Genomic DNA, 21,489 nt, shown 5'->3' with positions numbered 1-21,489 from the left:
GGGCGGCTTCGTTTGTTATTTCGTCGGATCGAACGCCGGAACCGGCGCCCCCTTCACTCCCGGTTTGAAAGCGATCAAGGCACCGTCGAGCGGCTGGATATCCCCGCCATCGGTGGCCGACGTGACATAGAGAATATCCCGGTCCTTACCGCCGAACGCACACATGGTCGGGCGCTGGACCGGGGTTTCGATTTCGCGATCGACCGTCCCATCCGGAGCAAAGCGGATGATCCGCTGCCCGGCGAACTGCGCCGACCAATAAAAACCCTCGGCATCGACGGCAGCGCCGTCAGGCCGACCCTTTTCCTGCGGAACTTCGGCGAAGACAGAGCGCGGGCCGATCTCGCCATCTTGATAGTCATAGCGATAGATGACGTGCGAGCGGGTGTCGGAATGGTACATCGTCTTGCCATCCGGGCTCCAGGCGAGGCCGTTGGAGACGATGACATCGCCGACCACATCCACCAAACCGCGCTTGTCGAACCGATAGAGGCGCGCGTGTTTGCCTGTGCGCGGCTCATAGATCGACCCGACCCAGAAACGCCCGTCCGGCCCGACCTTGCCGTCGTTGAAGCGCTGTTCCTTGGCATCATAGAGACTGGCAGCCAACAAGGTCTTGGTGCCGGTCGCGTTTTCGAAGCGATAGAGGCCGGAGCGCAGGGCCAGCAACAGGCCTCCGGTCGCAATCGGCGAAACGCAGCCCAGATCCTCGCCGAACTGCCAGTCGTCGATCCGGCCGTCTTTGAGGCGATAGAGCGCGCCTGCCGGGATATCGACCCACCAGAGGCAGTTTTCCGCCGCATCCCACACTGGCGATTCGCCCGTCTTGGCCTTGCCGTCCCAGAGTGTCTCGAAACTGGTCATCTGGGCTACTCCTGCTCGACCGTAAAGATCATGCGGCCGGTCAGGGACTCGCCGGGCTCCAGATCCACAAGGCCGGTGGCCGGGTCGTCATGGGTCTGATTGACGGCATCATTGCGATGGCTCACCGGCTCGACGCAGAAATAATCCTTCCCGTCGGGCACATAGACCACGCAATGCTCGAAGGTGCCGTCGGCAGTCATCTGCAGGGTGATGCCCTTGGACGGCCAACGGATCGCCGCCTCGCCATCCCAATCGGCAAAACAATGGTCAAGGCCGGCACCCGCCACCTTTCGCGGGGTGGTGAAGTCCCAGGCGTCGGGGGTCGGTTCGCGCTCGATCGGGATCTTGCGGTCATCCATCAGCCAAACCAGTGGCAGGCGCGTGGTCAATTCGGCATCGCCCAGCGGGAAATAGGGATGGAAACCGAACCCGCCGGGGAAGGATTTCACATCTTCATTGATGATCGTCATGCGAACTTCGAGGCCATCCTCGAACAACGCAAAGGCCTGCACCACACTATAGCGGAACGGCCAGCCCGACGTGCCGTCATGGCGATAGACCAGCGTTGCCGCATCTTCGGACTGAGCCAGAACGGTCCAGGGCTCCAGCCAGGCATCGCCATGGATCGCATGGGGCTGACCGGGCATATTGAGAGGCAGCGTATAATCCTCGCCCGCATAGGAGAACTTGCCGTCGGCGATCCGGCCCGAGAAGGGAACCATGGGAAAACAGGACGCCTCTCGCGGGCTTTCACCGCCGATGGGGCGCATCAGGTCGATATTACCGAAACGCAAAGCCGCAATGGCCCCGCCGATCCCAGGGGCGAGATCCAGGGCCATCGGCCCCGCTTTCAGATAAATCCGACTGGTCACTGGTCGATCCTCTCTGCTACGAGTAAGTTATATATAAGACATCTGACCCAAGAGGAAGCAGCGATGACATCGCCCGCCCCCAAAGATCTGACAGCCCACAGACATTCAGCGGTCGCACGCTATCCCAGTCTTCATGGCCGTGTCGTGTTCATAAGCGGCGGCGCCAGTGGGATCGGCGCTGAATTCGTGACCCAGTTCGCCCGCCAGGGTGCCCGCGTCGCCTTCTGCGATATCGATATGGCTGCGGCATCGGCGCTAGCGGATCAATTGGCGGCCGAAGGGCTGGACCGGCCGCTGGCGCTTGAATGCGACGTGCGCGATATCGACAGGCTGAAAGCGTCTTTGGAAAAGACCGCAGATAGTCTAGGCCCGATCCGGGTGCTGCTCAACAATGCCGCCCGGGACGACCGACATACGGTGGATGAGGTCACGCCCGCCTATTGGGACGATTGTCTGGCCGTCAATATGCGCCACCATTTCTTTGCCGCGCAGACAGTCTGGAAAGGCATGCGAGATGCGGGCGGCGGAGCGATCATCAATATGGGCTCGATTTCCTGGATGCGCGGGCGCGACGGCATGGCGGGCTATACGACGTCAAAAGCCGCGATCCATGGTTTGACCCGCACCCTCGCCCGCGAATTCGGCAAACATGGCATCCGCGTCAATGCCCTGGTGCCGGGTGCGATCCTGACCGAACGCCAGGAAAAACTCTGGCTGACCCCGGAAGCCAACCAGCAGTTCCTGGATATCCAATGTCTGAAATATCGCCTGGACGCGCGGGAAGTTGCCCGCACCGCACTATTTATTGCGTCCGATGAAGCGGGCGGCATCGCTGGCCAAGCGCTGATCGTCGATGGGGGGATCGTTTAGGGCAGCCGGGCAGAATCAAAAGGCGGGGGCTCAACGCCCCGGCCCCTTATAGCCGCTGCGGCTTATTTATCGCAGTCGGAGACGATGATCTTGCAGCTTTTCGCGCCACATTCGTCGAGCGCCATCTTTTTTGCGATGGCTTCGGATCGGCCATACCCGATGCCATAATGTGTCTTGTTCCCGGCATAAGCGCCGCAGGTTTCGAACCAGACAGCGACCTTGCAGCCCGTGTTGCCCGCTTTTTTACACTCATTCATCGCGGCAGCCTGAGCGGCTTCCTTGCTCTTGCCGTAGCCGATACCATAGCCAACGTCTTCCGGATCCAGACCTTCTTCATCAACAATTGCGATGGCGCCAGCAGCAAAGGCGCCTACGGGCGCAATAAGAAGGGCTAACGCAAACCCCACGTTCGCTATGATTTTCATATCGGCTCCCCTTTGTATTTATTTGTCACAAATTCACTCTGGAAGTTTCGACAAGGATGAGTCAACCCCGCCGACCGTCTCGTCTGAAACCAAGGGATTGAGCGCACTTCATAGCCACCTTGAGGAAAAAACAGGCTTCCCACCGGCAGCAGTTTCTGTATCGTTCCTGACCCGGCAAAATTGTTTGTCCGGATCACGAGATTAACGAGTAGGTGTGATATGTCTGGCAAGTGGAGCCCTGAAAGCTGGAGAACCAAGCCGATCCGGCAGGTTCCGGCTTATCCCGATGCCGCCCAATTGGCGGCTGTCGAGGAAAAGCTCCGCTCGTATCCGCCCTTGGTTTTTGCGGGTGAAGCCCGCCGCCTGAAGGACCAGCTCGCCAAGGTTTCGGAAGGTAAGGCTTTTCTGCTCCAGGGCGGCGACTGCGCCGAGAGCTTTGCCGAATTCCATCCCGACAATATCCGCGACACCTTCCGCGTATTGTTGCAGATGGCGGTTGTCCTGACCTTCGGGTCGGCTGTGCCGGTGGTCAAAGTCGGCCGTCTGGCCGGTCAGTTCGCCAAGCCGCGTTCGGAAGACACCGAGACGCGCGATGGCGTGACCCTGCCCTCCTATCGCGGTGACGTGGTCAATGGCATCGAGTTCACGCCCGAAGCCCGCATCCCCGATCCCAACCGCCTGATCCAGGCCTATAACCAGTCGGCGTCGACACTGAACCTGATCCGCGCCTTTGCGCAGGGCGGTTATGCCGATCTGCACCGGGTACATCGCTGGACCCTGGGCTTCGTCAACCGCAGCGCGGCAGGCGAACGCTTCCAGGCTTTGGCCGACCGCATTTCCGAATGCCTCAACTTCATGGAAGCTTGCGGCCTGACCTCGGAAACCACACCTCAGATCCGCGAGACCGACGTCTTCACCAGCCATGAAGCGCTGCTGCTCGGCTTCGAGCAGTCGATGACCCGCGTCGATTCGCTGACCGGCGAATGGTACGACACCTCGGCCCATATGCTGTGGATCGGCGACCGCACCCGTCAGCTCGACGGTGCCCATGTCGAATATATGCGCGGCATCAAGAATCCGATCGGCATGAAGGTCGGCCCGACGATGGAGCATGACGATCTGATCCGCCTGATCGACCGCCTCAACCCGTCGAACGAAGCAGGTCGCCTGACCCTGATCGCTCGCATGGGCGCGGATAAGATCGGCAATCATCTGCCCGGTCTTGTCCGTCTGGTGGAGCGCGAAGGCCGTAATGTCGTCTGGTCCAGCGACCCAATGCATGGCAATACCCACAAGACGCCGAATGGCTACAAAACCCGTCACTTCGATCGCGTGCGATCGGAGGTCGAGGCATTCTTTGACATCCATCGCGCCGAAGGCACCCATGCGGGTGGCGTCCATTTCGAGATGACCGGCCAGGACGTCACTGAATGCACGGGCGGCGCCCAGGCCATCATGGATGAGGATCTGGGCGACCGGTACCACACCCATTGCGACCCGCGCCTGAATGGCGAGCAGGCGATCGAGCTTGCTTTCCTGACCGCCGAAAAACTGAAAGCAGAACGGGAGAGCCGGCGCGCCGCGGCCTAACGGCGGCGCGTCCACAACCGAATGGATCATCCGGAGCACTTGCCCGCCGCGCCGCCTCTCGATGCCGAGAGTGCGGCAGGGCGCACCGATGCCTATTTCCTGAAAACCAAGGAAATCATCGGCAAGAATGGCGATACCGAGGTTACCTATGCCGTCTTCATGCGGCGCCCGGTCCTCTGCGCGCCGAAGTTGGCTTTCGACTGGCTGGAAGGCATGGCTGCGTCACGTGGCACAAGCTTCAAGATCGAACCGCGTTTCAAGGAAGGCGATTGGGTCGGTGCGGGCGAACCGCTCTTCACCGTTACCGGCAGCTTCTTCCATCTGGTCGATCTAGAAACTGTGCTGCTGCAACGTCTCGGGCCCGCCTGCGTTGCCGCCTATAACGCCTTCACCATGTGCGTGGATCTGCCCAAGGTAGGCTTTCTCGCCATGGAAGCGCGCCATTGCGCAGGCCAGGAAATGGCCGAGATGATGGCCTATGCCGCCTATGTCGGATCGGCAGCAGCCGAGCGCGCCGTGGGTGCCGTCGGCTTCATCGGCAATGCCACCTCCGCTACGGCCCATTATTTCGGGAAGTCAAGCGGCCTCGGCACCATGCCGCATGCCCTGATCGGTTATGCCAATTCGACCGTGAAAGCGGCCGAAATGTTCCATGCCGCCTTTCCGACCCAGGATCTGGTCGTGCTGGTCGATTATTTCGGCCATGAGATCACCGATGCCCTGGAGGTCTGCCGACGTTTCCCGGAACTGGCGGCGGCCGGTCGTATTGCCTTCCGTCTCGACACCCATGGCGGCCGCTTCATCGAAGGGCTCGACACCGCCAAGGCCTATTCGGTGCTGGAGCGTCACGCTCCGCATGCCCTGCGCGGCTATCGCACGGAAACCGAGCTGCGCAATCTGGTTGGCACCGGCGTTACCGCCGCCGCCATCTTCCATTTCCGCGAGGCGATGGATCAGGCTGGTTTCTCCAAGACCCGCATCATCGTTTCCTCGGGCTTTGGCCCTGCGAAATGCAAGGTCATGGCCGTCGCGGGCGCGCCCATCGATGTCATCGGCACCGGCTCCTATCTGCCGGAGAATTGGGCGGAGACCTACGCGACGGCCGATATCATCGCCTATAACGGCGTGCCGCGCGTGAAGGTTGGCCGCGAGTTCCTGCTGCCGCGATGAAACTTCTATCCCGGCTGCTGATCGGTGTTCTTGCAGTGTTGATCGCTGGGGCTGTCGCCCTGGCGATCATGCTGCCGCCCGGCGGGCTGTCCGGCGCCCTCCTCCTTTGGCGGGTGACCGGCAATGGCGCGACCTTGGCCGACGCCTTCGCCCCCGAAGCCTTGCGCGAAGTCGGCGGCTGGGTCGGGCGCAACGGCACCTTCCGCCAGGGCGATATCTATCAGCCGCGTGGCACTGCCAAGGCAGTCCTGGTACTTGTCCCTGGCGCATCGCCACAGGGACGCAATGACAGCCGCCTCGTGATCGCCGCCAATGGCCTCGCCAAATCGGGCTTCATCGTGCTGGTGCCGGAGATCGCGAATTTCCGCCGCCTGCGGATCGAGGACAGCGATATCGACCTGATCGGCGATGCCATCCTTGCCGCCGCCGACCGACCGCAGGGCAGCCGTGTCGCCTTGCTGGCCGCCTCCTATGCCCTGCCGCCGACCATCAAGGCGGCAATGCAGGCTGAGACCCGCGACCTCGTGGGTCTTGTGGTTGGAGTCGGCGGGGTCTACGACAGCGTCGAAACCGCCAAGTTCCTTGTCACCGGCGGCACCAACCCCTTCGGCACCTGGAGCTTCCTGGCGATCCATGCCGATCTGGTGGCCGATCCGGCAGACCGAACCACCCTTTCCGCCATCGCGGCCCGCCGCCTGGCGGATCCTTCCGCCAACGTCGATGATCTGACGGCGTCCTTGGGGGAGGAAGGCAAGGCTGTCTTCGCCCTGGCAACCGCGCGCGACGAAGAAAGCTTCGATGAAGCCAAGGCAAGCCTGCCGACGGCGCTGGCCGAGCGTCTGGTGAATATCGGCCTTGCCGGATCGTCGCTGGACGCGCTGAACGCCGATGTCATTCTGATCCACGGACGCCGCGACCGCATCGTCCCCTCTACCGAAGCCGAAAGCCTGGCCCAGGCTTTGAAACCCGATCAGGCCCGCGTGATCCTCCTCGACGGCCTCGACCACGCCGACCCGGCCAGCCTGCGGAAAGACGATCTTATCGGCGCGATTTCGGCTGCAGGCGCTCTTATGCAATGGCGCGATGCCGGAGAATAAAATTCTGCATATTGACGTCGCCACAGAATCTGATACTAAAGCACCCAGCACTTAATTCAGGAGCCACTTGAGTGGACCAGACCGTGATCAGTTTGCGACGAGGAAAGGAACGACGCTGTGTTTCCAGCGCCGTTGCCCGCTCGTCCGCGATCCGCTCTGGGGAGGACACTCGGCCCTAGACCGAACCTCGGGGCGAGGCAGCCGCAAGAACAAAAAGACTGCCGCCTTTCGAATTCCGATACCCGAGGATAAGTGTATGTACTCCGTGACGCTGGAACAGCCGCAAGACGCGCCTGCCGTTGAAACCCTGCTCGACACCTGTTTCGGCCCGGACCGGACGCGGAAGACCTCCTATCGGTTCCGGGAAGGCGTCCCGGCAGTGGAGAACCTCTGCTACGTGGCACGGAATGCCGATGGCGAGGTTGTCGGCACCCTACGGTTCTGGCCGGTCAAGATCGCCGAAACCGAAGGCCTCCTGCTCGGCCCGCTGGCCGTATCGCCCGATTTGCGGGGCAGCGGCCTTGGCGCACAGCTGATGGAAGCTGCTCTGGCCCGGGCGACCGAGCTTGGCCATGGCATCATGGTTCTGGTCTCCGATCTCGCCGATTTCTACGGCAAGTTCGGCTTCCGGCCCGCTGGCCCCATGGGTCTGCAGATGCCCGGTGAGAAGACTGAACGGCTTTATGCCCTGGCTCTGAAGCCCGGCGCATTGAATCATGTGGAGGGCCTCATCCTCCCTTTCGTGCCAGCCGAGGCCCCGGCCCTGCCGATTCCGGTCGCAGCCTGACCCTGCTACCTTACCCCGATCCATTATTCGCGCCTTGCGCTACGGGAACGTCATCATGAGCAAACCCAGTATCTTCATCGACGGCGAAGCCGGCACCACTGGACTCCAGATCCGGCAGCGGCTCGAAGGCCGCACCGATCTCGAAATCGTCAGCATCGACCACGCTAGGCGCAAGGATGATGCCGAGCGTAAGCGGTTGCTTAACAGCGTCGATCTGGCGATCCTCTGCCTGCCCGACGATGCCGCCAAGCAGGCTGTCGCCATGATCGACAATCCGGCCGTCAAGGTACTCGACCCCTCGTCTGCCCATCGGGTCGCCGAAGGCTGGACCTATGGTTTCCCCGAGATGCTGCCGGGTCAGGCCGAAAAGATAGCGGCCTCCAAGCGGGTATCGAACCCCGGTTGCTATCCGACGGGCGCCGTGGCGCTGATCCGGCCGCTGGTGGATGCGGGCTTCATCCCGGACAGCTATCCGATCTCGGTCAATGCGGTGTCCGGCTATACCGGCGGCGGCAACAGCCTGATCGCGGCGTTCGAAGACGAAGCATCGCCCAACCACACCAACGATATGTTCCGCCTCTATGGGCTGGAACTGAAGCACAAGCATCTGCCGGAGATGCAGAAGTACGGTGCGCTGGCCCACAAGCCGATGTTCGTGCCCTCCGTCGGTCGCTTCCGGCAGGGCATGATCGTCTCGGTGCCGTTGCAGCTCTGGGCGCTTGCCAAGAATCCGACCGCCAAGGACCTCCATGACGCCCTGAGCCAGCATTACGCCGGTCAGCGGTTCGTGAGCGTTCTGCCCTTCGATGCCAAACCCGCCGGGCTGGAGCCCGAGGGCCTCAACGGCACCAACCAGCTTGAGCTGTCGGTCTTTGCGAACGACGACCTTGTACTGCTGACTGCACGACTCGACAATCTGGGCAAGGGCGCCTCGGGCGCCGCTGTCCAGAACCTCGACCTGATGCTCGGCATCTCGGCCAAGCACGACTACTCGCTCGCGGCATAAGCAGCAAAAATCCAAACGACAAAAAACCCGCCCAGCCATAACGGCCGGGCGGGTTTTTGTTTAAGCAGCATCAAGAACGATGGAACGCCTGCGCCTCTAACTTCCCCACCCGCAGCAGATGCTGAAGCGTGTAGGCGATCGATAGTGCGTCGTCCAAGGCATCATGCCCTCTTAGGGGCGGATGATCGATCCCGTGATAGTCGGCCAGGCGACCGCTGTTCACCGTCGCCAGATCTTCCAGCGGCATGCCCGACGCCAGCAGCAGCTTTGCCGCATTATCGAAACGACGGGCAGGAATGGGGGGCTGGATCCCTAGGGCGTAGCAGCTGATCGCCAGCATATTCAGCTCATCCTTACCCCAGGACCAAAAATCCCCCCCTTCCGCGAAGGTATCCAGATCCGCCAGCGCTTTTTCCAATGGAACCCCTTCGGTCTGGATATCCGCCTCCGTGATCCCAGTCAGATTGGTGAAATAGGGATCCAGCGGATATCGCTCGCCAAAACGGTCAACGGGCGGAATGAAGGCGCGATAACTGCCGAGCAGAGGATAGTCCCCCTCCAGCCCCAGCCGCACCGCGCCAATCTGCGCGACGACGGGATCAGGGTCATGGGGACCGCACCACATCCGGCGCATAGCCCCCTCTCTGCAAACGAACTCGCAGTCGAAGAGGATTGCAGCCTTCATTCCATACGCTCCCTAAGCCTGCCCTTTGCCCGGTCTCCAGTCGCGCATGGTCACGAACTCTTCAGCAGCCGTCGGATGGATTCCCATCGTGCGGTCGAAATCGGCTTTCGTGGCTCCAGCGATCAAGGCGACGCCCAAGCCCTGCGTGATCTCGCCCGCATCAGGGCCGACCATATGGGCGCCCAACACCTTATCGGTGTCGGCATCCACCACCAGCTTCATAAGGGTGCGGTCGGTCTTGCCGGACAGGGTGTTCTTCATCGGGCGGAACTTGGCCGTGAAGACCTTGACCTTATGGCCGTGCAGGATCGCGCCTTCTTCCGAAAGCCCAACCACACCCACTTCCGGGCGCGAGAAAACAGCCGTCGGCACCATCAGATGCGAGACCTGGGTGGGGTTATTGTTATAAAGCGTCTCGGCAATCGCCCGCGCTTCGGCAATCGCGACCGGGGTCAGGTTCATGCGGTCCGTCACATCGCCCACGGCATAGATGTTCGGCACCACGGTCAGGCTGTCGGCATTGACCGGGATTTCGCCGCGCTCACCAACCGCGATCCCAACATTCTCCAGCCCGATGCCCTTGGTATTGGGCTTGCGACCCGTGGCGAACATCACCTGATCGACCGTGATCTGTGTGCCGTTGCTCATGGTCGCAACGATGCCATCCTTACCCCGTTCGAGCTTGGCAACCGTTGTTTCCGGCCATTGCTGGATCTTGTGTTCGCTCAAGGTCGCGGTCAGATGGTCGCGGATTTCCTCATCGAACCCACGCAGCAGCTTGTCGCCGCGATAGGCCAGGGTTACCTCGGATCCAGCGGCATTGAAGATGCCCGCGAACTCGACCGCGATATAGCCTGCCCCATAGATCAGGATCCGGCGCGGCAGTTCCTTGAGATCCAGCGCCTCATCGGACGTGATGCCCAGTTCCTTGCCGGGAATATCGGGGATCATCGCATGGCCGCCGGTGGCGATCATGATCCGCTCGGCCGTATAGCGCTTATCGCCGACCTGTACCGTGTGTGGATCGAGAATGACGCCATAACCCTCGATCGTCTGAACCTTCGCGTTGTTCAGCATATTGATATAGATGCCGTTGAGCCGGTCGAGCTCATGGTCCTTGGCGGCAATCAGCTTGCCCCAGTCGAGCGTATTCTCACCGATGGTCCAGCCAAAGCCAGCCGCCTCGCTCATGGCGCTCGCGAAGTCGACACCATAGATCAGCAGCTTCTTGGGCACACAGCCCCGAAGCACGCAGGTGCCGCCGATGCGGCGTCCTTCGATGATACCCACCTTAGCGCCATAGGACGCGGCGCGACGGCTACCCGCCACACCGCCCGACCCTGCACCCAGGGTCAGGAGATCAAAATCATAAGCCACTTTTCTGTTCCTTAGCGGCCAATGCCGCCCATCAACGTGTATTTGGTTTCAAGATATTCATCGAGACCCTGGTGTCCGCCTTCACGGCCGACGCCACTTTCCTTGATGCCGCCAAACGGAGCTTCGGGAGTGGCGAGGATTCCCTCGTTCACCGCCACCATGCCGTATTCCAATGCCTCGCTCATCCGGAAAGCCCGGCCAAGATCCTTGGTATAGACATAGGCGGCAAGCCCGAAGGGCGTGTCGTTGGCAAGGCGGACGGCGTCCTCCTCGGCCTCGAATTTCATCAGCGGCGCGACCGGGCCGAAGATCTCCTCGTCCAGCAGACGCATGCCCGGCTTGATATCGGTCAGCACGGTCGGCTCATAGAAGCGGCCGCCCAGACTATGGCGCTTGCCGCCCAGAATGACCTTAGCCCCCTTGGACTTGGCATCCTCGACCAGTCCTTCGACCTTCGCGATGGCCTTGTCGTCGATCAGCGGACCGGAGGTGATCCCGGCCTCAAGACCGTTCCCAACCTTCAACCCCGCCGCCGCCTCCGCATATTTCTTGGCAAAGGAGTCATAGATCCCGGCCTGAACAAAAACACGATTGGCGCAGATGCAGGTCTGACCGGCATTACGATACTTCGAGGCCATGGCACCCTGCACCGCCGCATCCACATCGGCGTCATCGAATACGATGAAGGGAGCATTGCCGCCAAGCTCCAGGCTCAGCTTCTTCATGGTAGCGGCGCATTGTGCCATCAGCATTTTGCCAACGGGCGTGGAGCCAGTGAAGGTCAGCTTGCGGACCAGCGGATTGCCGGTCAGCTCCGGGCCAATCTTGGCGGCGTCCCCCACCACGACACTGAAAACACCCTTCGGCACTCCGGCTTCCTCCGCCAGTGCTGCCAGGGCCAAGGCTGAATAGGGCGTCTGAGGGGCAGGCTTCAGCACCATCGTGCAGCCAACCGCCAAGGCCGGTCCGACCTTGCGCGCGATCATGGACGAGGGGAAATTCCAGGGCGTGATCGCCGCACAGACCCCGACCGGCTGGCGGCTGACGAGAATACGGGTACCGCTCTTGTGGGTCGGCACGATGTCACCGTAGGAGCGCCGCGCCTCTTCGGCATACCAGTCGATATAGGCGGCGCCGATGGTGATTTCGCCTTTGGCTTCAGCCAGCGGCTTGCCCTGCTCCAGCACCATGATGCGAGCCAACGGCTCGATATTCTCCATCATGAGCGCCGCCCAGCGCTTCAGAACGTCGTAACGCTCCTTGGCCAGCTTTGCCGACCAGGCAGGCAACGCCTTATAAGCCGCTTCAATGGCACGCTTGGTTTCCGCCGCCCCCATGTCGGGAACGGTACCGATGATCTTGCCAGTGGCCGGATCATCAATCTCGGTCACGGCCCCGCTATCGGCGGGCACCCAGGCGCCATCAATATATCCGAGCTGGCGGAACAGGCTGGCTTGATCGAGCGGCATTATCGCGTCCTTGTCTTGTGTCTTATATAAAAGATAAGCTGTAGTATTGCCTTGCCTCAGTCCGTAGGCAAGGGGCCAAGGCGAGGCCAGACGTCGGTTTCATCGACTCCCGTCAGATGAACGACCACCTGACCCAATGTCAGATCGCTTTCAACTCGTACAGGGATTGGGGGTAATCCTGGGGCCGCCTGTTGCATAAAGATTGTAGCGGGGCGCCCTCTATCTTCGGCCCGATTCCATTCCGTCTCGCGTTTCAGATATCCGGCGATCCGCTCGACGGTCATCAGGCATCGGAAGGCATCGCCCTGATAGATGCCATAAGTGGTTGGCTTCAGCCTGACCGTGCCCATATCCAGAAACATCAGATCGGTCCGTCGGCGTCCGTCAAAAACCCGTGCCCGTTCGGGACAACGACCGTCCGCACTATCTAGCAGTGCCCCCAGAAGCCCGCTCATCATGTCGACGGCCCCGGTGGTCTCTGCAAGGGTGACCGGCACCCGGTCCGGATCCGGCTCCTCGGGCGGGGTGACGCTCCAGCCAAGGATTTTGCCGTCGCCGAAACGAATATCGACCGAACGCTCCGTGCCTCGGAAGCGACTCAAAGAGCGTTGATAAGAGGGACTGACCCCACTTTCTCCCCGCTCCCCTTCAACCATTGAACTGATGCGCCATCCCAGGAGCCACTCTGTCATGCCCCGGGTGCGGCCTTCTATGGACATCGCGTATTTCGAGCCATCGAGCGCCATGTTGACGGTCAATTCCGCCGCATGAACCCCACCGACATAAATGTCGTACCGTAACCGATCCGCCTGTACCGCCGAAGGAGCGGCAAGCAAGGACAGCAGGCATGGAACGACGGCAAATCGATGCATCAGGCTTCCCTTCTCATCACGCTCTCGCCATCTTATGTGGCAAGGATAGCCAATCGTTTCCAGGGGGCTGAACCCCGCAAGAGTGCAGAGTGACGCCCGTGACCGAGAACTTCAACCGCCGTCGTTTCTTCACCTGCTCGGGCGTTGCCTTGGCCGGAGCGGCCCTGCCGATTGCCGCTCATGCACTCTCGATTGAGCCGCTCGACGCCGACGCCCGGCTTGAATTCGCCAAACGCTGCGGTGGAGACCCTAATCACGATGCCTTGATGGCTGATGTTCGGGCTGCCTTGCAAGGCAAGGCGCCCCCGGATCAGGCCGCAGAACTCCTGGCCACGGTCGAACGGGCACCACGCTGTCCTCTATGCGGCTGCCCTATGCCGGTTGCCTCGGTTGACCCAAAACAACCGGCACCGTCTCCTTTAAAATAGCCCTAACTCGCTGAAGGGAAGGCCAGTGCTGCTAGGACGGCTTCCACCGATGCAGCATTCTCCGCCTCCTGCACTGCTTTCTTACCAGCCAGCCGTATTGTCTCGATACCTGCAGCCGCTTGTCGCCAGGCGCTCGCAAGGGTAGCAACCTGAGCGGCGACCCCTGGCAGATCCTCTGCGGTAACGCCCACTTCTGCCGCGAGCAGCGGGTAATTTTCAGCATCTGGAGCGGAATCCAGGACAAAGCGACGCGCTTCGTCTTCCTTGGCCAAATAGACCATGGCCTGGGCACTGCCTGGCGTCACCAGCGTCAGTCGGTATTGTTCCGCATCCCAATCGATCTGCCGTAGCGCTCGTGCTTTCACCAGTTCAAGAACCGGAGGAGGGCGATCCACCAGGATCGGCCTTCCATCCTCATCGGACATAATCTGCTGACCAGCAGACTGTCCATCCAACAATGCGGCGTGCTCCGTACGCGTAATCATGACCGCATTGGGGGGAATCGCATCCCCATGAATTTCGGGAACATAGAAGCCGCCCGTTTCGGCACTGTAATAAACCGTCATTTCCGTCTCCTCAGTAACCGATGGCGATCATGTTGAAGATACCGGCGAGCTCTGCCGCACCCGTGTAGGGACGCCAGGTAAAGACGGAAAAATTGGCCAGATCGACCGGCGTGGCCGCTATGACGCGGACTGCCGTTGCAACGGCGTTGGCACCATCATTCAGAATGATACTGCGCACCGCTGTCGGGAAAGCGATGGGATAGCTGAAATGCTGCCCTTGCTGGAGATCATGGTTGTAGGTCCCCCATTGCAGAATGAGGCCCCCTGGCAATCTCTGGTATCCATTGGCGCCCAGATTTTGATTGAGGGATTTGAAGGCCTCACCCAGGGTGGCTGGCGTCAAAACCGCATCATTAAATGCAGGCGTCCGTGCTTCGTCGGCAGTAGCCAGACGCGCCCGTCCGGCGATGGTGGTGGTCGCCAACGGCCCGGTTGAGACGAGTTTTTCCACCGCCAGACCCAATTGGTCCCATGCACCGTAGTTCGGCGTCAAACCAGCCTTTGTGATTGTGTTGACGATCTCGGCCTGAATTCCGTTGGCCCATTGCGCCATGATCGGGGTTCCGAGGATCCCGCTTTCGAGGTCGCAATCGACGAACCATCCTGGCTTGTCGTCCACAGTGCCGCTGGCGGGGATGCCTGCAGTTGGCGCAGGCATAGCCAGCGCCGTATCCGCGTGACGGATAAGGTCCATTCAATTTCTCCAGATGTGATGATTAGGTGTAGACGACGGCCAACGCCACGTGGGCGGGCAGGAACCGTCGCAGCAGACAGTCGATTGGCCGGGGAATACAGTCCCCAACCCGCATCAGACCGGCGCGTCCGGTGCCGATGCGGGGAGAAGCATTACCTGGACGGCAGAGCACACGTACAAACAACCCGTGCCATTGGCTCCCCGTCCGCATGCATCCCGACCGGCCATGTCCCGTCCCCAGCGGCATTGGCTCCTCGATTGTGACGCCATATCCGAAATCTTCGATAAAGGCCTGAAGATCGGCTTTTCGATTGATCGGTCCTGCCGTTTCACGTGTCAGAATATTCGCTCGGCGCGCAGGATAGTCGCCGCTACCAGCCGGATCGCAGGCATCGGGCAGACCGAGCCAGTTCTCCCATCGCGGGATGAGTTCACTCACGCTCCTGGGGTCGATCTCGTTCAGCAGATCCGCAGCCCGTTTATCCGCAGGTGCCAGCATCGCAGCCGCGATAGCCCCCAGCACTTCGCCCAGGACACTATCCCCCTGCCGCGCCCAGACCTCGCCTGGCGGAAGCAGTGCCAGGAGCAGATCGCGATAGCTTGCCTTATCACCGAACGGCCTAAAGGGCTGGGCTGCATCAACCAGCCGGGGAGCAATCGGTGGACAGGTTACACCGGCCATGTCAGCGTCCCCAAAATCGGTATTTCACCGTCGGCGGGCAAAATGTCCCCAACAGGCTCGAGCAGCACATGATCGCTCTCGCCGGTCGCACGACTGATAGCTTCACGGACATGGCTGATAGGCAAACGTCGACCGAGCGCGGTGCCATATTTGAACAGATCGCGCAGTTCGGCCTCGACAGCTTGCCTTACAGCCGGTGTCGAGGGTTGCAACCCGCCGATGCTCACCGGGATCACCAGGGGAATTGGGGACAGCGCGACAGGCAACGCCGTCAAAGGTCTTTCCGCATCGAGCACAGCCTGCACAGCGGCCACATCGCCCGCTTGCGGCAAACCGTTCTCGTAGGTCTCATCCATCATGAAGCGAACTGTAACTAGCCCGACCCCAGGACGCCCGCCAGCTGCCCAGGCCCTCGTCACGCCGGGAACGGATTTGGCCCAGGCGACGTAATCATGTTCGGCGCCACCTTGGGGCGGACGCTGAACATGGGCGGCTAGTCGTGCGCGTAGAGCCTCGTCATCCTCCTGCCCCGTTCCGCCGGCCAAACCACCGCCCAGCACACTGGCAGCCGCAGGAATACCCGCCAGGGGCGCGACCAAAGTCAGGGTAGCACCCGTTGGCAGATTTGCCTGAGAGCCAGGTTCTAGAGCCTCCAGCGAAACGACAGCCTCACCGCCAGCATCGACGAGCCCGCCCGGCGCCAGCACTTCATAGAGTAGTTTTGCCGAGCTGACGTAGCGGCTGCCTGCCGGAATTAAAGAGGAAGGCTCAGCCCCCACGACTTTGACTTCCCCGCTCGCAGCCGTAGCCGGAAGCCGGGATATTCCTCTCCAGCTTGCATGTCGATCCAGCAGCAGACCTGTTGCCCGATCCGGCAGAACGGCACCGGCAATAGCCTCCAGATGACCGTGAAGTTCATGGGCCGCCCCCGCGACCACCGCCGCCAGAACGCCGAGATTGCTCCAGCGCAGGTGTGCCCCCGCACCCGGCACCGCGAGGTTGAGTTCATCTGCCGCCCGCGCCATGAGATCCGGCAGGCTCGGTCGCAGGAAACCGATATCTTGGGCATCCATGGTTATTCTCCTTGAGAAACCTTGATGTCGACGCAGCTTTCGAGGCCCGTCCAAGGGGCTTCCAGCAACAGGCGCCGTGTCTCGTTACTGTCCCGGATGATCGTCACACCCAGAGCGAGCACCCCTTGCCGGGGTGCTTCGGCAACCACCTCAACCCGGCTAGCGATGCCATCGGCGATCAGCCACTGCAGTGCTTCGCGCCCATAGGCCTCCGCACGCCTTAGTGTTTCATCGGTCTGCTTCTCACGCGACAGCAGCCAGAGGCGCGAGCCGATGGGTCGGCTGTTGGCGATATCCGCCCACCAGCCGCGGCGATCGCCCTGTGCCTGATCCGGTAGACGGTCGTCCGGGTGAGCGCGCCGATGGGTAAACAGGCTGATCAATACCGATGTGGTCAGATCGCAACCGACAGCCAACCCACCGTCGGAAGGGGCGAAATCGCCGATGAAGCGATCCGCCCGCCAGATTGTCCTGAAGTCCGCCATGTCATATCCCCCGCGACATAGGCACCCGGCCACTGCCATTCAGGAACCCTGGATGCGCAAGCTCATAGGGATCCACGAAGGCATCGGCAGCTTCTCGCCAACGCCCGGCATCGCCATAGAGCCGATGCGCCGCCACCAGTGACGGCGTTGGGGTCACAAGTCGCGCCGTCTGCAAACCGTTGGGCCGGGCCATGGCGGAGGTGCGGATGCTTTGCTGCAATTCTCCCACCGCCCGCCAGGCTGTATCGTCCCGCCGGTTTGCCGCCGCCATCCGTTCCCGTTCGGACCAGCCGAGCAAGGGTTCGACCCGTTCCATTGCCACCTCGCGTGAGGAGGCGTTATCCAGCAAGCCCGGCAACAGCCAGTCCGAAGCCTCAGCCAGCATCACGAGCCGCCCGCCCTCCAGGATCCGGCTTTCAGTTGCCACCGACTGCCGTCGCCAGCGGGTGGCATTCGCGGGCATAGGCGAGGGCTCCATCGCCAGCGCATAGGCATCCATATCTCGGCTGACGCGATAACCATCGACCCGCGCGGATGTCCTCTGCCGTCCTCCGCTATCGAGCCCCTGGGACTCACCCAGCATGCCGCCCAGCGTTTCGGTCAACAACGGACCGATGCCCGAAGGCTGCCCCAGAAAACCGTCGGCATTGCCCACCAGCGAACGGGCATTGCGTCCGGCGGAATACCCGCTATTTCCGCTAGGCAGTCCACCCTGGATCGCCTGAAGCATCCCGCCCAGACTGCCCAGTCCCTGACGCCCGCTGTCCCAGGCAAAGCTAGGAGCGCCCCTCATATTCACCCCTCCAAGCATATCCCAGCCCGACTGCCGCACTTTGCCGGCTGCTGTCCGCCGGGTTGCGGCGGGGGAGAGGCGCTTTTCGGTTGGATTGGCCGCGCGCGGTTCTTCGGCTTCGGTGAAGCTCAGCTTCACCGTCACCTTGCGCCGTTCCTGCCTGTTTTCCTGTAGATCCGTGGGTTTGGCGACCACCCACAGCCGCCCCAGCCAGGGATGCTGCAACTCCCCCGCCCCCGGCGTTTCCAGCGCGGCCATCAGTTGGTCGCGCTGATATTCCACATCCTCGCCCACCAGATAGCCGTCGAGCGTGAAGCTGCGGTCCTGGCGGCCAATATCCTCCTGATACCCCAGATCCCGCTGCGGGAACTGGTGGCTTGCCAGCCGCCGCCCGATGGATACGGAATGGGAGGTCGCCGTGAAGGCAACCCCCCGGAAGGAGGCATTCTTGAGGGGCGGAAGATTACTCATAGCCCGTCTCCTCTTGCCTTTAAGAAGACCGCCCGGATGCGCCCGTGCTTCGGCGGTGGAAGTCCACTGCGTCCGCATGGGCATCCAGGAAGTCGCTGATGCTCAGCCGGTCGATTTCCGACGGCTGCCAATGGAAAATTCCGGCGATATCCGCCCTTAGTGCGCGCCAGCCCCGAGGAAGCCGGCCACCGTAGGGCCCACCAGTTTCGAAGCCCCCACATAGTCCGAGGCTTTGAGCGCTTCGATCAGGTCCACCGGCTCGCCGGACAGGACCGACAGCAGCACGATCCCAGCTTCGATCCCGCCCGAGGCATGGTCGAGGCGCTTCAGATCCCGAACCTTGGGTTCGGTCTGGAATACCAGCTGATCGATCCAGCGGCTGGCGGTGAACTGGAAGGGATACTGCAGGGTGTAGGTGATGGTATCGCTCATGATGGTCTCCGTTGTTGAAGTGGATTTTGGACGCAAAAAAACCGGCACGAGGCCGGTGTTCGGGGAAGTCAGGAAAGAGGGCTGGGCCTACCAATTATTCACGGCGCCCTCCATCAGGGCCTGTTCAAGGCTTAGTTTTTTGAAGCGTTGATGCAGTGGCACCTCGGGCGGGCGCAGGCGATAGGCCAGCTCCTCCGTCATGGTGCGCAGTTGCGTGGGAACAGTCCCCTGTTCCTGGAGCAGATCATTCAGCATCCGGACCATGTCCTCCAGCTGCAGCAGGATCGGATTAGGCCCCGGCGCCTGCAACGGAGTCGGCTGGGAGGATGCCCAAGCTTGCTCGCTCAAATCCGGCGCGCGGAAGGAAGCATCTTGAAAGAACGGCGGGCGCTTAGGTCGAGCAGAGGCGGGCTCCGGCCCGCTTAAAGGCATCAGTGGCCAATACCGCAGAGCTTTACCCGCGCCTTCGATTGCTTTCTGCCGCCGCTCCTCCTCTTCCTTATTCATTTTTTCAACACGCTGCCTCATCTCATCTCCATCAGGCAGCGTGTTTTGCAGGAATTCTATCAAGGCAAGCATCAGAGCGGCGGCGCCCATGGCTCTGCTGCCACCTCGCACCGATGGCCGCCCGTCTGGGCCTTTTTCGGGGGGGAAATGATCGTCCATATAGAGACGCTTGAAGTCATTTTTCTCCTGCGGCAACGACTTCGGTGGCGAACTGCCTAGCCCCTCCTTGGCCCGTGTCCCGACATCCGGCCCTATCGTTGAAGGCCCCGATGGCGGTCCAGAGATCGGCGGCCTGGATACTGGCGGCCCCGAAGTCGGCCCGCCCCCCTTGCCTTTCCTGCCGAAGAGCAGGCGCTCCAGTATCTTCTCTACGATGATGGAGACCGCCGCACCGGCAAGATAACCGGGGGCGTCATCCTCGATCTTCTGGAGCGCTTTCGTCCGCTCTGCCGTACCGAGGCTCGCGTGGCGTCCGTCGAAATTGGCTTTGATCAGTTCTTGCGCCGACGCCGTTTTCGCCAGTTGCTCCCGCTTCGACGACAGGCTTCCGACCGCCTGCTGCGCGGCCATTTCGGATAGTTTCGGCAGCGCCGCATTATTCTTCGCCATCGCCGCGATGACCGGACCGCTCTGATCCCCGAACAACAGATTGGCCTGCCCGGGGAGTTGCTCGTCTTTCAACTTTCGGAGTGCCACCAAGAGTGTTTCGACGGCTTGTGACGGGTTGGTCTTCAAATCCTCTTGCAGTTTCGCGTCATTGACCCCCGCCGCTCTCAACTTAGCGATGGTCTCCCCATCACCAACCTGGACCCGGTTCAGCAGACCACCCAACGACTGAAATGCCGCCGACGTCTGCTCCTCCCCGAACGCATACTTGTGCCGAAAAGTGCCATCCTCACGAAACTTGCCCATGGCAGCCATGGAGAGAGCCGCAATCTGATGCGGCTGCATGTTCAGGCTTTCCAGAGACATCTGCGCCCCGGTCATGACCGAAAGCACCTTGCCCCCGTCCGCCTTCAGCGTCTCCTTCGCCATAGTCGCCAGGTCCATGGCGAGATTCAGACCGCTGGTCTGATTTCGCAGATCCCCGACAAAAGCGGCCGAGGCTCCGTTGATCTGCTCGATATTCGCCCCCAGGACCAATCGTGCACTGGCAGCGGTTCGCACATACTCCTGCTGCTCGATGGGGCTTAAACCTTGCCGGATGGCCTCAGCCTTCAGCGTCAACCCCTCGCTGTCGGTGATCGGGATCTGGCCCAGAATTTCCTTCAGATCCTCGCGTTCTTTTTGCAACTCCACCGCGAGATTCTTGATAGGCTCCTGCCCGCGCCCGGACTCGATCAACAAGATCTCGAGGGCTTCTGTAGTACGACGATACTCCGTGACCGGCTCTTTCAGTTGGTCATGGATAAGATAAAAGGACGGCTCAGGCATGAAGATACCTCCGGTTCTGGCGCAACTGTTCTTGTGCGCCCTGATGACGATGTTGTGGACAGGGGATTTACAGGCCCAACAGACCGAGCCCGATCGATGCCGAACCCGCAAACTCGAAGACATTTCACCCGAAGAGATGCGTCGAATTAACGAGACACATCGCAATCAAGGCTACGCCCGCATTGAATACCCGCCCCCCCCCGCCAAACCTTGGAACCCGCAGGAGGAGGACGGCTATTTCATCTCCGACCAGGGACGCACTCACCCTGGCCTCGCCAGTTGGCGCTATCGCCACTACACCCCCTGTCCGCAGAAGCGGGCGGATGACCAAATGCGCGAATATGGCGGCCACACCGAAGGGATCTTCCACACGCTCGCCCCCCAGTCGGTCCTGGGGCCGGATCGCAATGGCGAGCGCGTCATTCAGGCAGCCCTGGAGATCGGCAAGACCATCACCGACATGGGGTATGAGTTCGACGGCATATTCTTCACTATCCATGTCGTCGATGACCGCGTCTGGAACAGCTTCCAGAACCAATTTCGCGAACTACTCGCCAAAGGATCACCGGAAGACTGGGCTGATATCGAGGAGTGCAAGCAGCGACTGGTTGTCGAATATGGCGACTACGTCCCGTCCCGCTGCATTCAGTTCACCTATTACCGCACCAAACATCTCGCCACCCCCGGCGGCAAGATCGCCGACTTTATCGGGGTCTACACCATCTCCAACGACGCCTTCGCCAAGTCCCTCAAAGACGAATGCACCGCCAGCGCCGACACCTCACGCCTCTGCAAATCCATCCTCACCGCCAAACGCGGCGGAAAACTCTAAAGCAACTC

24 protein-coding genes are annotated in these 21,489 nt (G+C 61.3%); 8 read left to right on the top strand and 16 right to left on the bottom strand.

Annotation, left to right across the window (positions count from 1 at the left end; genetic code table 11):
• Positions 1–15: 15 nt before the first annotated feature.
• A complete protein-coding gene (locus ACFSM5_RS15850) occupies positions 16–864 on the bottom strand; it encodes an SMP-30/gluconolactonase/LRE family protein (RefSeq protein WP_379877461.1) in 849 nt (282 codons plus the stop codon).
• A 5-nt stretch (positions 865–869) separates the two neighbouring features.
• The gene (locus ACFSM5_RS15845; RefSeq protein WP_379877460.1) at positions 870–1,736 is read right to left on the bottom strand and encodes an aldose 1-epimerase; all 867 of its coding nucleotides are present in this window, start codon (positions 1,734–1,736) and stop codon (positions 870–872) included.
• 63 nt (positions 1,737–1,799) lie between these two features.
• Here ACFSM5_RS15845 and ACFSM5_RS15840 point away from each other — a divergent pair, with 63 nt between their 5' ends.
• Positions 1,800–2,606, top strand: a complete 807-nt coding sequence (locus ACFSM5_RS15840) for an SDR family NAD(P)-dependent oxidoreductase (protein ID WP_379877459.1) — start codon at positions 1,800–1,802, stop codon at positions 2,604–2,606.
• A gap of 62 nt (positions 2,607–2,668) precedes the next feature.
• On the opposite strand, the gene ACFSM5_RS15835 is transcribed toward ACFSM5_RS15840, so the two are convergent.
• Positions 2,669–3,031 (bottom strand): DUF4189 domain-containing protein, encoded by a 363-nt coding sequence (locus ACFSM5_RS15835; RefSeq protein ID WP_379877458.1) that lies wholly within the window; start codon positions 3,029–3,031, stop codon positions 2,669–2,671.
• A gap of 219 nt (positions 3,032–3,250) precedes the next feature.
• Between ACFSM5_RS15835 and ACFSM5_RS15830 the strand changes: the two genes are divergently transcribed.
• From ACFSM5_RS15830 to argC, 5 genes are all read left to right on the top strand, one after another.
• Positions 3,251–4,621 (top strand): class II 3-deoxy-7-phosphoheptulonate synthase, encoded by a 1,371-nt coding sequence (locus ACFSM5_RS15830; protein ID WP_379877457.1) that lies wholly within the window; start codon positions 3,251–3,253, stop codon positions 4,619–4,621.
• A gap of 21 nt (positions 4,622–4,642) precedes the next feature.
• On the top strand, positions 4,643–5,791 hold the full coding sequence (locus ACFSM5_RS15825) for a nicotinate phosphoribosyltransferase (protein ID WP_379877455.1): 1,149 nt from the start codon (positions 4,643–4,645) through the stop codon (positions 5,789–5,791).
• On the top strand, positions 5,788–6,888 hold the full coding sequence (locus ACFSM5_RS15820) for an alpha/beta hydrolase family protein (protein WP_379877454.1): 1,101 nt from the start codon (positions 5,788–5,790) through the stop codon (positions 6,886–6,888). The genes ACFSM5_RS15825 and ACFSM5_RS15820 overlap by 4 nt, the downstream gene beginning before the upstream one ends.
• A gap of 256 nt (positions 6,889–7,144) precedes the next feature.
• Positions 7,145–7,675: a GNAT family N-acetyltransferase gene (locus ACFSM5_RS15815; RefSeq protein WP_379877453.1), complete on the top strand. Its 531-nt coding sequence runs from the start codon at positions 7,145–7,147 to the stop codon at positions 7,673–7,675.
• A 55-nt stretch (positions 7,676–7,730) separates the two neighbouring features.
• Positions 7,731–8,681 carry an N-acetyl-gamma-glutamyl-phosphate reductase gene (gene argC, locus ACFSM5_RS15810; RefSeq protein WP_417498526.1) on the top strand — a complete coding sequence of 317 codons (951 nt, stop codon included), beginning with the start codon at positions 7,731–7,733 and terminating at the stop codon, positions 8,679–8,681.
• Positions 8,682–8,751: 70 nt separating this feature from the next.
• Here argC and ACFSM5_RS15805 read toward each other — a convergent pair whose 3' ends face one another.
• The 4 genes from ACFSM5_RS15805 to ACFSM5_RS15790 all read right to left on the bottom strand — a co-directional run bounded on the left by ACFSM5_RS15805 (position 8,752) and on the right by ACFSM5_RS15790 (position 13,084).
• Positions 8,752–9,315, bottom strand: coding sequence for a 3'-5' exonuclease (locus ACFSM5_RS15805; protein WP_379877452.1), 564 nt, complete (start codon positions 9,313–9,315; stop codon positions 8,752–8,754).
• Between the two features lie 63 nt (positions 9,316–9,378).
• Entirely contained in the window at positions 9,379–10,743 is a 1,365-nt protein-coding gene (gene gor, locus ACFSM5_RS15800; protein ID WP_379877451.1) for a glutathione-disulfide reductase, read from the bottom strand.
• 11 nt (positions 10,744–10,754) lie between these two features.
• On the bottom strand, positions 10,755–12,212 hold the full coding sequence (locus ACFSM5_RS15795; protein ID WP_379877450.1) for an NAD-dependent succinate-semialdehyde dehydrogenase: 1,458 nt from the start codon (positions 12,210–12,212) through the stop codon (positions 10,755–10,757).
• A gap of 56 nt (positions 12,213–12,268) precedes the next feature.
• Positions 12,269–13,084 carry a DUF3108 domain-containing protein gene (locus ACFSM5_RS15790; RefSeq protein WP_379877449.1) on the bottom strand — a complete coding sequence of 272 codons (816 nt, stop codon included), beginning with the start codon at positions 13,082–13,084 and terminating at the stop codon, positions 12,269–12,271.
• Between the two features lie 89 nt (positions 13,085–13,173).
• Between ACFSM5_RS15790 and ACFSM5_RS15785 the strand changes: the two genes are divergently transcribed.
• Positions 13,174–13,512, top strand: coding sequence for a hypothetical protein (locus tag ACFSM5_RS15785; RefSeq protein WP_379877448.1), 339 nt, complete (start codon positions 13,174–13,176; stop codon positions 13,510–13,512).
• Positions 13,513–13,514: 2 nt separating this feature from the next.
• On the opposite strand, the gene ACFSM5_RS15780 is transcribed toward ACFSM5_RS15785, so the two are convergent.
• From ACFSM5_RS15780 to ACFSM5_RS15740, 9 genes are all read right to left on the bottom strand, one after another.
• Entirely contained in the window at positions 13,515–14,078 is a 564-nt protein-coding gene (locus tag ACFSM5_RS15780) for a hypothetical protein (RefSeq protein ID WP_379877447.1), read from the bottom strand.
• Positions 14,079–14,088: 10 nt separating this feature from the next.
• Positions 14,089–14,772, bottom strand: a complete 684-nt coding sequence (locus ACFSM5_RS15775; RefSeq protein WP_379877446.1) for a gp53-like domain-containing protein — start codon at positions 14,770–14,772, stop codon at positions 14,089–14,091.
• A 22-nt stretch (positions 14,773–14,794) separates the two neighbouring features.
• The gene (locus ACFSM5_RS15770) at positions 14,795–15,454 is read right to left on the bottom strand and encodes a putative phage tail protein (protein WP_379877445.1); all 660 of its coding nucleotides are present in this window, start codon (positions 15,452–15,454) and stop codon (positions 14,795–14,797) included.
• A complete protein-coding gene (locus ACFSM5_RS15765) occupies positions 15,442–16,527 on the bottom strand; it encodes a baseplate J/gp47 family protein (RefSeq protein WP_379877444.1) in 1,086 nt (361 codons plus the stop codon). Before ACFSM5_RS15765 ends, ACFSM5_RS15770 begins: the two co-directional genes overlap by 13 nt.
• Before the next feature lie 2 nt (positions 16,528–16,529).
• Positions 16,530–17,012, bottom strand: coding sequence for a phage GP46 family protein (locus tag ACFSM5_RS15760; RefSeq protein WP_379877442.1), 483 nt, complete (start codon positions 17,010–17,012; stop codon positions 16,530–16,532).
• A gap of 1 nt (position 17,013) precedes the next feature.
• A complete protein-coding gene (locus ACFSM5_RS15755) occupies positions 17,014–18,276 on the bottom strand; it encodes a DNA circularization N-terminal domain-containing protein (RefSeq protein ID WP_379877441.1) in 1,263 nt (420 codons plus the stop codon).
• 19 nt (positions 18,277–18,295) lie between these two features.
• On the bottom strand, positions 18,296–18,424 hold the full coding sequence (locus ACFSM5_RS15750) for a GpE family phage tail protein (RefSeq protein ID WP_379877727.1): 129 nt from the start codon (positions 18,422–18,424) through the stop codon (positions 18,296–18,298).
• Between the two features lie 8 nt (positions 18,425–18,432).
• Positions 18,433–18,708 (bottom strand): phage tail assembly protein, encoded by a 276-nt coding sequence (locus tag ACFSM5_RS15745; RefSeq protein ID WP_379877733.1) that lies wholly within the window; start codon positions 18,706–18,708, stop codon positions 18,433–18,435.
• An 87-nt stretch (positions 18,709–18,795) separates the two neighbouring features.
• On the bottom strand, positions 18,796–20,649 hold the full coding sequence (locus ACFSM5_RS15740) for a hypothetical protein (protein ID WP_379877440.1): 1,854 nt from the start codon (positions 20,647–20,649) through the stop codon (positions 18,796–18,798).
• On the opposite strand from ACFSM5_RS15740, the gene ACFSM5_RS15735 reads away from it, so the two are divergent.
• Positions 20,648–21,481 (top strand): hypothetical protein, encoded by an 834-nt coding sequence (locus ACFSM5_RS15735; protein ID WP_379877439.1) that lies wholly within the window; start codon positions 20,648–20,650, stop codon positions 21,479–21,481. The genes ACFSM5_RS15740 and ACFSM5_RS15735 overlap by 2 nt on opposite strands.
• Positions 21,482–21,489 lie beyond the last annotated feature (8 nt).

It is taken from the genome of Lacibacterium aquatile, from assembly GCF_042683105.1.
Taxonomy (GTDB): Bacteria; Pseudomonadota; Alphaproteobacteria; order Elsterales; family Elsteraceae; genus Lacibacterium; species Lacibacterium aquatile.
The sequence above is the reverse complement of the archived record's forward strand: the minus strand, read 5'-3'. Positions and strand labels throughout refer to the sequence as shown.